The following is a 12,898-nucleotide window of genomic DNA, read 5'->3' as shown; positions in this document are numbered from 1 at the left end:
TAGTGCGGTTGTGTTGCGTAGCCATATTTTACACCGAGCGAATGGAATTCGCGGCTACACAGACGAAACCCGCCTACGCGGGTTGTATGAAGTCCGCGACGGCGGACTTTGTTTGTATAGCCGCGATTTCTAATCGCCAGGGTTCTTATTTTTAGCCAGTTGTAGAAAAATTTTAGGGTGCAGATTCATACTCGCATTTATCCGCATTGACTGGCTTCTAGCTAACGATTAGGTGAAACGGATATTTGTTGAATTATCAACACGCAGGAAGGTTTAACAATGTCCACCCACTCATCTAAACAATTGTCTACGCAAGCTGTTAAAAAATTCCTCTCGACAAAGAACAAAGCGAGAAAAATCATTGCTTTATTGCTGGTTTTGCAAACCCTACTCCTGAGTGTCCAAGCTAAAAGTCGCATTCAACAAGGTGAATCAGCAATTGAGGTGTTGATTTGGCTGATTAATCAATGTTTTCCAGTGCTGCAACGGGTTAAAGGTTTGGAGGATGAGAAAGGAAAGGGTAATAAGTAACGCTGTGTGCAACTTTCTCTGAGACCTAACCCCCAACCCCTTCCCTACATTCGCGCAGCGTGTCGGAGACAGGGAAGGGGAGCAAGAATCAAAGCCTCTCTCCTTGCAGGGGAGAGGTTTGGAGAGGGGTTGCTTTTAACTTCTGAGGTTAACGCCGAATTTCTCTACCAAGGCTTCGCGGACTTTGTTGTGAACCGGCTCAACTTCCGTATCAGTAAGAGTACGATCGCCTGCCCGATATACTAGACGAAAGGCTAAACTGCGTTGTCCTTGGGGGACGTTTTCGCCACGATATTCGTCAAACATTTCTACAGATTCCAATAAACCTGTACCAGCTTTGGTGATAGCTTTTTCAATGTCGGCGACGGAGATTTTCACCGGTGCAAAGAAAGCGATATCGCGATCGCTCGCTGGATAGGTAGAATATGCTTTGAATGCTGGGATGAGAATTTCATCTTGGTCTAAGGCATCCAATAGCACATTTAAATCTAACTGGAATAGGTAGACAGATTCGGGTAAATCTTTGTCGCGCCGGAGTTGGGGATGGAGTTGTCCAAACACACCTAAACTAGTTCCCCTAATCCATAAAGAAGCGGTGCGTCCTGGGTGGAGGCGTGCATCACGGCAATCGGGCTGATATTCTACTTGTATTCCTAGTTCCTGGAAGACGCTTTCTAAAATCCCTTTGGCTTCAAACCAGGTCATAGGTTGTTCTTTTCCACCTTTTGACCATTTGCCGATAGTCCTATCTCCTCCCATGATGCCAGCGATCGCATCTTTTTCTAACAAACCTTCTTCTTCTTGCCAGAAAATTCGCCCAATTTCAAAACCGTTGAGAGAACCGTTACCTTGTTCGAGGTTGTATTGAAACGCGTCTATTAACCCAGACAGTAAATCGGTACGCAAAGCGGAATATTCAGCAAATAAAGGGTTACTTAAAACGATTTGTCTGCTATTCCCTGGCTTGACTAAGGAATATTGAATCAATTCCGTCAAACCTTCCGCCCGCAACGCCGCGCGTAACTTGCGAGTTAATTCTTGGTCTAAGGGTAAATAACCAGCTTCTGCCTTATCCGGTAAAGTATCACAGAAGCGATCGTAACCATAGAGACGAGCAACTTCTTCAATTAAATCAATTTCCCTCTCTAAGTCACGGTAACGATAAGGCGGAACGGTAACATTCCAACTTTTCTCTTCCGTCGCAGTTAGCTGACAACCCAACGCCGTCAGGATTCTTTCTACATCTTCTGCTACTAGTTCCCCCGTGTCTTCACCTAAAATCACTGGCCCTAGCACATCATTCACTTTGTCTAAACGCAGTGAAATCGAATGACTCCAGGTAGAAGGGTCAGGACGAGTATCCGCAATTTCTTGATGGACAATGACACCCCCAGCTAATTCAGCGATGAGGGATAAAGCCCGGCGACAAGCTACTTCTAATTCTGCACGGTTGACACCGCGTTCATACCTTCCCGAAGCTTCACTTCTCAAGCCTACACTGCGGGAGGAACGGCGAATGGCGACGGAATCAAATAACGCTGCTTCTAAAACTAGGCTTTGTGTACCGTCATGAACTTCTGTTTCTTCCCCACCCATGACCCCAGCTAAAGCCACGGGTTTATCATTAGCAGTAATTAATAGATTCTGTGTGGCGAGGTTGCGAGTTTGCCCATCTAGGGTTTTGAGGGTTTCCCCTGAGTTAGCAAAGCGCACACCAATCTGTAAGGTTTCTGTGCCACCTACAGATTTTAAACGCTCTTTGTCAAAAGCGTGTAGTGGTTGTCCCCATTCCAACAATACATAGTTAGTAATATCAACTATATTATTAATTGGTCGCACTCCCGCCGCCCGCAAACGCTGTTGTAACCATTCTGGGGAAGTGGCAATTTTTACCTGGTCAATAACTGTACCAATGTAAGCCGGACAAGCTTGGGTGTCAGCGATTTTTAAACTTAACGCCCCGGCATTTTGAAATACAGATACTTCCCCAGGTGCAGGAATGCTCAACTGTGCGCCAGTCAAAGCCGCTACTTCCCGCGCTATCCCTACCATACTCAAAGCATCAGCACGGTTAGCTGTGGCGGCGACATCTAAAATTACATCATCCAAACCCAACAATGGCCGTACATCACTACCCACGGAGAGATTTTCTTGGGGGAAAATATGAATCCCGTCTAAATCAGTAGGTAAACCGAGTTCTTTTAAAGAACAAATCATCCCCTGAGAAGGGACACCGCGCAGTTTGGCGGGTTTGATTTTTAAATCGATGTTTGGTAAATAAGTTCCTGTAGTCGCCACTGGAACATAGATATCTGCCCGCACATTAGCAGCACCACAGACAATATTTAAAGTCTCACCTGTACCGACATCGACCTGGCAAACACTCAATTTATCAGCGTTGGGGTGGGGTTGACGCTCAAGCACTCTTCCCACTACAACGCCGTTTGCCCAAGTGCGACGGTCTTCAATGTCTTCGACTTCAAACCCAGCCATCGTCAGGGTTTCCGCCAATTCTTCGTGGCTCAGTTTTATCTCTACTAGTTCCCGCAGCCAATTCAGAGATATACGCATGAGTGTGCTTGTTTTAAAATTCGTCTTTTGCTCTAATTCTAGGTTGCCTCTGTGGTTTTGAGGTTTTCCCGTTCATCATCCTACTACGTTGTGTGGAGGCAGTTCCAATTAAACCAGGCGATCGCATTTGCAATCAATCAAAAGTGAGGCGAATAGCACTACTGAAGAGTTTGTACATCAAAAAAAGATACCACAAAGCTTAAAAGCTTGTGGTTTATCTAGTAGATTGCATTTTTTTCCTAATACCAATTCGCCAAAATCAGCCAACAGATATCAACCCAAAATTTAGACATATCTGACTTTTTGGAATTACGAATTATCGTTTAGGCGTACCCAAACCACGACGCTCAAGCACTTGCCGCACCTGTGGGCTAGGGGTGTAATTATAGCCATAAGAAGAGTTTTCCGAATCATCCATAATCTGAGGTGTCAGCAACACAATTACCTCTCTGCGTTCATTAGTTCTGTTTGTACTTCTAAACAGTGAACCAATCAGTGGAAGATCACCCAAAATAGGAATCTTAGATACACTTGTTCGGTCTTGGTCTTGAATAATACCTGAGAGAATTAGTGTTTGCCCATCTCGCAAGCGAATCAAGCCAGAATTAAGAGAGCGTTCAGACACCAAGAATATTGTTTGACTATTACCTGAAACGTTGAGTACAGCCGAAGATTGGGGTGCTTTGACAACAGGAGCTACTGATAAAGAAACAAAACCATTGTCATCAATCCGATCAAGTTTGACGGCCAAGGTTAAACCTACATCTGTTTTTTCAGCTGTAACTGTTTGTGTAGAAGTACCATCACCGCGAGTAGTTTCGCTCGTGATGTTTCCTACTACTTCCTGGGTAAGTTTGACATTAGCGGTTTGACCTTCTTGCACAATTAAAGTTGGGTCAGTCAAAATCTTGGCGTTACCATTTGTAACCTGAGCTTGCAAACTAGCAAGAAGACGCTTAGGAAACTGGTACAAACTTGGCAAAGATGTAGTAGCTGTACCAAGAGTGCCTTGTGTGATGGTTGATGTCCCATCAGCATTTCTCGTAATAACATTATCAGTTGCTGGTGTGATCTCAGAAAAACCTGGCTCTAATGGATTTCCAGTAGGTGCGGTAGGTCTATAAAAGTTTCCCGAACCAGAGTTTTGTACTCTAGTAATATTACCATTTTGGTCTACTACTACCGTACCTGGAGTAGTTCCTGGAATGGATACACTACTATTTGGATCAAGGAAAGGCTGACCTGTAACGGGATTTGCAACCACTGGTGTCCCAGTTACACTATTCCTCACTTCCGCACTAGTCGCTGGTCTAGAACCGCCAAAATTTAGAGATGCTGCACCACTATCCGTAGAGAAGTAATTATTACCAATACCGAAAGAAAAACTGGCGTTGTAATCTTGATTTCCTGTCAGGTTAACATCGATAATTTTGACATTCACTACCGCTTGACGACGACGAATATCAAGCTGAGTTAATTGATTCATCGCCATCTCAACTAACCTAGGAGGTCCAATCAAGGTCAGCGCATTGGTACGCTCATCACCTAATGCTTGTAAACCTCGAAGTAATGGACTAGAGTCTTTAAAATCAATCCTTTGAGTCTCAACTCTAGTTTCTGTGGTCGTCTGTGTTTGGGTAATAGGAGCAACTCCAGTACCCACAGGTACAGCATTTACGTTAGTTACTTGGCGTTCCCTACTGACGGCAGTTTCAGCCCCCAAGCCAACTAAAAAGTTTAAAGCAACTCCGACATTTACTTGATTGAGCCGCAAGCTACGCATAACTACGTCCCGCGTTGAATTAGGCAGTTTCGGCCCAACAAAAATAGTCCTATTGCTGCGGTTAGCTTCTAAACCACTCAGGCGCAAGACATAGTTAAACACATCTTGCACAGGCTCATTTTCTATATCTAAAGAGATTGTTTGAGATATTCCTTGCCCTCCAGGTGCAGCTTTAGCATCACCATCACCGATATAAGCCAAGTTGAGATTAGCCGCACGAGCTAGCAGCGATAAAACCTCACGGACTGGCGCATCCCGCAAGACTAAACGAGGCACACGTTCTTGAGTACCTAAATCTATGGTGCTAGGGGACGCATCAGTAGCAGAAACGGCAATATCCCCGACTGGTGGGGCGACGGCTCTGGGTAAGAATGGCGGGGCTTGGCTGACAGGTTGACTGACACCAGCCGATTGTGCTGGTTTACCATCAATTGTGATTTCTGGGTTGGGTACAAGCACATTTGGAACTGCACCCGGTTGAGCAACAATAGCCCCAGGTGGTGTTGTCGATGTCGGTGGTGTAGGGGTAATTGGTGCTGATGCTGTAGTCCCTGTTGATGGAGTATAGCCGAGGGTAATTGCATCTGATTTTCTGACCACAGGTTGACCACCAGGGGCATCATTATCACCAGTCACTATCACGCGGATACTATTAGCATCAAGTTGTACAACTTCAACAGAAGCAATTCCCGGAACCGGTTTTTCTTGGCGGAAATTATTCCCTTGCCTTAAACGCAATTGGGTGTTAATGATATCTGAAACTAAAGTCTTACCTCGTTTCGTCGTAAAAACTTGTGGACGCGAGCCGGCAGAAGTTTTGAGAGTCACGCTAACTCCGCCATTGACGGGAGCTAACTTGACTTCATTAACTTGTGTAATTTGTGCTGATACTGGTTGTGCTGCCAGAAAAGATAAAGCAGCAGCACCCAAAATAAAATTATTACCGTGAAACTGTTTCACAGTTCATTCCTCACTTAATAAGCAATTCAAAATTGAAAAATAGAGTGTAGGTTGGGAAACCACCGTCTTGGGGCGAGTGGCGTTTGACGTAAGGAAACCCAACAATACAAAGCAAATGTTGACAAATGTTGGGTTGCGCTGCGCTTAACCCAACCTACAAATCAGAAATAATTACGAATTACGAATTACGAATTACTTCTTAGTCGCTGCTTTAGCCGCAGCAGCTGCATCTTCTGAATTAAGCGGCATTAATGCTTGTAATTGGAAAGATGTAGTAATTGGTGCAGCCCCTACCCTCCGTAGAGGTTTGCCAGATGGATCTGTAGCTTGTATATTTGCTAATGCTGATTGATAGTCTTTAACTATTAGTAATGGCTGTAAACGCTCTATATTCCGAATAATAGATTGGGTTTGTTCATAAGTACCAACGATTTCGACATTAATGCTACTGCGTTTGAGCTTGCCGTTGACGGATGCTCCCAGGGAACTATCGGTAACAATTTCTGGTTTATCTGTAGTTGGTACAAACTTTTGTAGTTTGGCTCTCACTGCATTTAGAGGAGTTGGAGAACTACCAGACTCTACTAAACGATTTATATCCAACAGTAGGGTATCTAAGGTTTTCTCGTCAGAAAATAAAGCTAAAACCTGTTGTTTTTGCTGTTTTGCTTGGGCTAGCTCTTCTTTAACCTTACCAATCTGTTTGATAGTAGCCTGCTTTTGCTGGATTTGTCCTTGGAGTTCGTCATTTTGTCCTTGCTTTTGCTGATAGCTGTCCCAAGCGGGCATTAGCATATTGAGCAGCATATACATAGCTCCTGCCAGACCTACGACCCCCACCAAAATACCAATGATTTTGGGTGTAAAGCTGATACCAAAAACAACAGGGTAAGTTGGCTCTGAATCTAGCTCTCCAGCGTGTTCGGCAAAATTTAAATCTTCACTCAGCGTCATCGTGTAATGACTCCTGTTTGTTGCATACTGCGAATTCGGGTTACTAGTCCCACTGTGCCTTTTTGCTCTAATTCCCGAATCAATTCCGAAGCTGGAACATCACTGAGGCTCGATTGAATCGTATATTTAACTACTTGGGGTGGTTTGATTGTTACACCATTACTAGCTGTTGCTTGTACTGGTGCATCTACTAAAGTAGCTGTAATAATCCTGCTTGCGGAAGACTTTAAGAACCGCGACTGTTGCAGACTTAATAAAAAGTCGTTCACATTGTCAAAAGAGCGAGCCAATCCGGTGATTTCTATTCCACCTGCGGGGTTAGGAGAAGGTTGTCCTTCTACTGCGGCGGCTGGGGGAATTTGCCTGACATTTTCAATTTGCACTGTCGCGGGGATGCGATCGCGCAAATCTTCTAACATGGCTGACCAAGGTCGAATTTGGTCAAAGACGGTAACTAGACTTTGGGTTTCCGCTTTAACGGCGGATGTCTGTGCCTTGATTTGGTTAATATTGCTGATTTCTGCGTCTAATTTCTTACTTTGTTCTTCTAGTTGGGCGATCGCTTGTTCTAGTTCACTAGTTTTGGCTTGCAAAAACCACAACCCAGCACCTACCAAGACAGGACAACCTAGACCCAGAACCACCCCTATATACACTGGTGTTAAATTTCCAGTTGGCAGTTTAATTCCTGACTTTTTATCAAGTTTGGGCTGGTAGGCTGGACGATCTTTAAGAAAGTTAATATCTAAACTGTACATTTTATTACACCTCCCGCATTCCTAAACCAAGGATTATTCCTAAACCAGAACGCTGTGTTGCGGGGTACTTCTCTTGATCAACTTGCAACAACAAAGACCCAATAGGATCTATTTGGCTAGTAGGTATACTTAATCTTTGTGTAAAAAATTCATCTAACTGTTGTAATCCACCTCCAGGGCCAGCTAAGAAAATCTGTGCCACCTCTAAGTTTTCACTTTGATTTAGGTAAAAATCTATAGAGCGGCGTAGCTCATCGGTGAGTTCTCCCAAGATTCGCAACACCCCAGCCATCCCTGGGTCAGCTTCTGTCACCCCAGTTTTATCACCGTCTATGGGAGTTAATGGAATTTTCATTTCATATAACAGTTCCATATCCCGTGATGTAGGTAGGCTCATGGCTCTAGCTAAAGCCATTTGCATTTGGTATGTACCAATAGGCACAGTCCGGGAAAATTGGGGTATACCATTAACGACGATCGCTATTTCTGTACTGTCGAACTCGATGTCAACTAAGACGGCTGCTTCTTGTGGACTTAATTCGCGCAAATGGCGATCGCGAATTGTCCGAATCAGTGCAAAACTGTTAATCTCTAAAACATTAATTTGCAATCCTGCCTGCTCAAAGGTACGAATATATGTATCTGTCACCTCCTTGCGGGTAGCAACTAATAACACCTGTACCTTTTCAATACCGTCCTCATCTACAAAGTACCCAAGTTTTTGATAATCTACGTCAGCCTCCTCACGGGGATAGGGTAAATACAACCCTGCTTCGTGGTTCAACACCATATCCCGGAGTTCCCGATCGTCCAACTCTGCTGGTACAGGAATAATCCGTACAATCGAATCACGTCCTGGTACACCAGTCGCCACACGAGAAGTCTTGATTTTACTTTCAGCTAAGGCCTGTTGAATCAATTGCGCCATTGCTGGGGGGTCAGTAATTTGACCATCACTAACAATTCCTTCTGGAACTGGTACTGATGTTAAAGATTCGATCTTCAAACCTTGGCGTTGCTTGCGTAGTTGGACTACATTCACTCGTTCTGGTGCTATTTCAACACCCACCCCTCTATGAGATTTGCCAAACAGACTACTAAAACTTTTCACCACAGTAATGCCCGCCAAACTGTAAAATTGAAACTTTAAATGACACTTAAGTAGTCATTAGCTAATGGTCAATGTCCAATAGTTATTGACCAAATTGAGAAATACACGTAGCTTTGCCCACCCTACATTACTCAGCACTTAGCACTCATAACTGTTTGTTTTAGCCTATAATTTCGACAATTCTGCATAAGCTTTTGACCGTGATCAAGCGTAAAAATACTGGTAAAATGATTCAATTACAAAAATTTAAACAACTGGTCGCTTTGGTAATGTTAGGTTTACTGACTAGTTGGGTCGTCAGTTGCAGCACCGGAAAAATTAATTCAAATACCCAACAAGCTGCTTCTGGAACAGCAAATATTGAGTTTTGGACAATGCAACTCCAACCTCAATTTACAAACTACTTCCAAAGCCTAATTAGCAACTTCGAGTCACAAAATCCAGGCATAAAGGTAAAGTGGGTTGATGTGCCTTGGGCGGCGATGGAGAACAAAATCTTAACAGCTGTATCCGCAAAAACGCCACCTGATGTTGTTAACCTCAATCCAGACTTTGCTTCTCAATTAGCAGGTCGAAATGCCTGGTTAGATTTGGATGCAAAAATCCCACAGGAAGCCCGTTCCTCCTATCTTCCGAATATTTGGAAAGCCAGCACACTCAATGGTAAAAGTTTTGGAATTCCCTGGTATCTCACCACGAGGTTAACCATTTATAACACCGATTTATTAAAACAGGCAGGTATTAATAAACCACCCACTACTTACGCAGAATTAGCACAAGAAGCGCAACAAATTAAAGATAAGACGGGGAAATACGCCTTTTTTGTGACTTTTGTCCCGCAGGATTCTGGTGAAGTGCTGCAATCATTGGTGCAGATGGGAGTCGCCCTAGTAGACGCTGAGGGAAAAGCCGCTTTTAACACGCCTCAAGGTAAAGCAGCGTTTCAGTATTGGGTAGAGCTTTATAAAAAAGGGTTATTACCAAAAGAAGCACTAACGCAAGGCCATCGCCACGCTATTGATTTATACCAATCTGGTGAGACAGCATTCTTGGCTTCCGGGCCAGAATTTCTCAAAACTATTGCTAACAATGCACCTAAAATTGCTCAAGCTTCAGCAATTTCTCCCCAACTTACTGGTGACACAGGTAAAAAAAATGTCGCTGTGATGAATATTGTGATTCCCCGCGATACAAAACAACCAGATGCGGCAGTGAAATTTGGTTTATTTGTCACCAATGATGAGAATCAATTAGCCTTTGCCAAAGCGGCGAATGTTCTACCATCGACAACTAAAGCACTAGCTGATAGTTACTTTAAAGATATTCCAGCTAATGCTTCCACAGTAGAAAAAGCCAGAGTTGTCAGCGCACAACAACTGCAACAAGCAGAAATCTTAACTCCAGGATTGAAAGATATTAAAAAGCTGCAAAAAGCGATTTACGAAAACTTGCAAGCATCAATGTTAGGAGAAAAAACTGTAGATAAAGCAGTAGAAGATGCGGCACAAGAATGGAATAATCGTTAGGGACTAAGGACTAAGAATTTTAGATTGTGGATTTTAGATTGAATAATTTAAAATCCACAATTGCAAATCCACTCATTGAAAAGCTGGGAACTGGGGAGTTACAACAGTGAACAGTCATTAAGCAACTGATGACTGTTCACTGTTGATCAATTACGAATTACGTAAAGCCTGCGGCATAGCTGCGCTTAGAGGCTGTTTGAAAAGTTTTATCAGGTATCCTTTGTCATTCTGAGTGGAGCTTTGCGGAAGGAAGAATCCGCGTTTTCACCGTTATACTGGGATGCTTCCTTCGTCAGCATGACATAAAAGGGGACTTTTCAAACACCCTCTTAGAGCGGAGCGGGGCGTTAGCCCATTACGAATTACGAATTACGAATTACGAATTAATTTTAGATTGTCGAATAGGAATTTGAATGACAAATGTTGCGCCTCCTCCTGGTGTTGAATGGCATTTCAATTTACCACCATGCAATTCAATAATAATTCGGTAGCTAATAGATAAACCCAAGCCTGTGCCTTTACCAACATCTTTCGTTGTAAAAAATGGGTCAAATAATTTTGTCTGTACTTGCTCGTCAATTCCTAGACCATTATCAGCAATACTAATTTCTACCCAATCATTATTAATTACTTTAGTACAAATATCAATTTTAGGATTTAGTAAATCTTGATTCTGCTTTTGTTTATGCTTGATCACTGTCTCGTCTAAAGCATCAGTTGCATTAACCAGGATATTCATAAACACTTGATTAAGTTGTCCAGCATAACATTCTACTAATGGTAATTTTTCATAGTTACGAATAATTTTAATACCATATAAATTATCAGGTGATGGTTTGAGACGGTTATTTAAAATTACTAACGTGCTATCAATACCATCATGAATATTGACTGCTTTAAATTCGGCTTCATCTAGGCGAGAAAATGTCCGCAGTGATTTAACAATATCACAGATGCGTTCTGCACCTCCTGTCATAGATTGGAAAAGTTTTTCCGAATCTTCCTTGAGAAAGTCCAGTTCAATTTCTCGGATTTTTTGTTTAATTGCAGCTACTGGTTTAGGGTAATACTGCTGATAAAGTTCTACTAAACTAAGCAAATCTTGAAAATAACCATTAGCATAATTCAAATTACCGTAAATAAAACTGACTGGGTTATTAATTTCGTGAGCAATCCCTGCAACTAAAACTCCAAGAGCAGACATTTTCTCAGATGCCACTAGTTTGAGTTGTAAAGCTTTGAGATTACCAAGAGTAGTTTCTAGCTCTTTACCCCGATTTTCTAAAGCAGTTTGTGATTCTTCCAGCTCTCGAATGACATTTTTGAGGACTGCTTCTCTCAATTCACTAGCATTCTCCAATTGTTCGCGATCAACTTCAGAACGCTCTAGTTTTTTTTTGAGAATCCGCACAGTTTTTTCTAATTCCTTGAGTCTGCTCTCGTAGTCTATATCTTGCATAACCCTTTATTTTGTTCCTAGCAGCAGGGTAACAAACGTCTCTTGGTGATAGTAAGTTGAACCCTGTGCTTCTAGGGGTGCAAATTCACCGTAGGTATAGAATCCACATATGGGTATTGCTTTGGCGAGTTCGGTTTTGACAAATTGATATTCTTCTTTAGCTTTTGTGCCTAATAGCCAACGACGACAACAACAGGAGAATAGTAAGATGGCATCTGGTTCAGTTCCAGGATACCGTTCCAAGGCAGTCTGAAGTGAAGTCTTAACGCTATGAAGAATTTCATCGCGATTGAAGTCTGTCATCTGAACTATGGCTTGTTCTGGTACATCCCCCAAAAAATTGATGCTGCCAGTTTGCAGATCACAAGTATTAGGGACTCGCATATAATAGCGATCGCTATCACCTTCATACACCGCTAAAGGATTTTCCGCCGTTGGTTGGCGATCGCCTAAATATCGTTGATAAAATTCTAGTGCTGATACACCATCAATTTCATAAAGGACTGTTCCCTGAGCTTTCGTAACAATACTCCTACGTCCAATTGGTTTCCAGCCGCACCCAGTACCATAGGACAGGAGAATATCTCCAGAAAAAATCAGAATGGGTAAAGCATCTGTCAAAACTTCGTTGCGGAAAAATTGATAAGTAGTTTGAAACCTAAATTGATCTCCGGCTGTTCCACCTACAATTGGTATCTGATAACCCAAAGCCAACTTCAATCCTTCGAGAATTAATCCACCATTGGTAGTTGAACCATCTGCTAGATAGCTAGCTGGTAAAGGTATACATAATTTAGCAGCAGTTTTGCAGTTCTCAGTTGCTTGATGCACAGCTTGATGAGCCGCAGTTAAGGGGTTTTCTTTGACTCCATACCCCACACCAGCACGGATTTCTACAGTGTCAGAGCAAAAAAGCATTAGTGTCAAAGAATCTTGCTGAAACCCTAACATTGAAGAGATTTCACCATCTGTAGTACAACCAATTAAGTCAATTCCTGGAAATACTTGATTGATTTCTTTCAGAATCAAAGTATGATCAAAATCAATAGCTGCAAATAAAATACCCGCCTTGGGTGGAATGTCTACTAGATTACTTAAATCACTAACACATTGTTCTAAAACTTCTTCAATTGCTCCTTGAGCATCAGGATCATCACTATGTCCAAGAATAACTTTTAGCATTTCTTTATCCCCTTAATTAACCAAGAATTAATTTATTTGTCTCCTACCGTCAAGGTGGAATTT

Annotated in this window: 10 protein-coding genes; 3 read left to right on the top strand and 7 right to left on the bottom strand. The window is 42.5% G+C overall.

Annotated features, from left to right (window positions below; all coding sequences use genetic code 11):
- The first annotated feature begins 10 nt into the window (after window positions 1-10).
- Both VB693_RS05875 and VB693_RS05870 read left to right on the top strand, forming a co-directional pair.
- Complete coding sequence (locus VB693_RS05875) at window positions 11-133, top strand: hypothetical protein (protein ID WP_323265435.1); 123 nt, start codon at window positions 11-13, stop codon at window positions 131-133.
- A gap of 146 nt (window positions 134-279) precedes the next feature.
- Window positions 280-531 carry a hypothetical protein gene (locus VB693_RS05870; RefSeq protein WP_323265434.1) on the top strand — a complete coding sequence of 84 codons (252 nt, stop codon included), beginning with the start codon at window positions 280-282 and terminating at the stop codon, window positions 529-531.
- Between the two features lie 135 nt (window positions 532-666).
- Here the strand turns inward: VB693_RS05870 and pheT are convergent, their stop codons facing one another.
- The 5 genes from pheT to VB693_RS05845 all read right to left on the bottom strand — a co-directional run bounded on the left by pheT (window position 667) and on the right by VB693_RS05845 (window position 8,671).
- Entirely contained in the window at window positions 667-3,102 is a 2,436-nt protein-coding gene (pheT, locus tag VB693_RS05865; RefSeq protein WP_323265433.1) for a phenylalanine--tRNA ligase subunit beta, read from the bottom strand.
- Window positions 3,103-3,418: 316 nt separating this feature from the next.
- Window positions 3,419-5,845, bottom strand: coding sequence for an AMIN domain-containing protein (locus tag VB693_RS05860; RefSeq protein WP_323265432.1), 2,427 nt, complete (start codon window positions 5,843-5,845; stop codon window positions 3,419-3,421).
- 192 nt (window positions 5,846-6,037) lie between these two features.
- Window positions 6,038-6,799, bottom strand: a complete 762-nt coding sequence (locus VB693_RS05855; protein WP_323265431.1) for a pilus assembly protein PilO — start codon at window positions 6,797-6,799, stop codon at window positions 6,038-6,040.
- Window positions 6,796-7,557 (bottom strand): PilN domain-containing protein, encoded by a 762-nt coding sequence (locus VB693_RS05850; RefSeq protein ID WP_323265430.1) that lies wholly within the window; start codon window positions 7,555-7,557, stop codon window positions 6,796-6,798. The genes VB693_RS05855 and VB693_RS05850 overlap by 4 nt, the downstream gene beginning before the upstream one ends.
- A gap of 4 nt (window positions 7,558-7,561) precedes the next feature.
- Window positions 7,562-8,671 (bottom strand): type IV pilus biogenesis protein PilM, encoded by a 1,110-nt coding sequence (locus VB693_RS05845; protein ID WP_323265429.1) that lies wholly within the window; start codon window positions 8,669-8,671, stop codon window positions 7,562-7,564.
- Between the two features lie 224 nt (window positions 8,672-8,895).
- Between VB693_RS05845 and VB693_RS05840 the strand changes: the two genes are divergently transcribed.
- A complete protein-coding gene (locus VB693_RS05840) occupies window positions 8,896-10,194 on the top strand; it encodes a sugar ABC transporter substrate-binding protein (protein ID WP_323265497.1) in 1,299 nt (432 codons plus the stop codon).
- Window positions 10,195-10,570: 376 nt separating this feature from the next.
- On the opposite strand, the gene VB693_RS05835 is transcribed toward VB693_RS05840, so the two are convergent.
- Together VB693_RS05835 and VB693_RS05830 are read right to left on the bottom strand one after the other, a co-directional pair.
- Window positions 10,571-11,653 carry a sensor histidine kinase gene (locus VB693_RS05835; protein ID WP_323265428.1) on the bottom strand — a complete coding sequence of 361 codons (1,083 nt, stop codon included), beginning with the start codon at window positions 11,651-11,653 and terminating at the stop codon, window positions 10,571-10,573.
- Window positions 11,654-11,659: 6 nt separating this feature from the next.
- Window positions 11,660-12,835 (bottom strand): FIST signal transduction protein, encoded by a 1,176-nt coding sequence (locus tag VB693_RS05830; RefSeq protein WP_323265427.1) that lies wholly within the window; start codon window positions 12,833-12,835, stop codon window positions 11,660-11,662.
- Window positions 12,836-12,898: the final 63 nt, after the last annotated feature.

The sequence above is a fragment of the Anabaena sp. UHCC 0399 genome, from assembly GCF_034931465.1.
Taxonomy (GTDB): domain Bacteria; phylum Cyanobacteriota; class Cyanobacteriia; order Cyanobacteriales; family Nostocaceae; genus Trichormus; species Trichormus minutissimus.
This window is presented reverse-complemented; position numbering and strand designations above follow the sequence as displayed.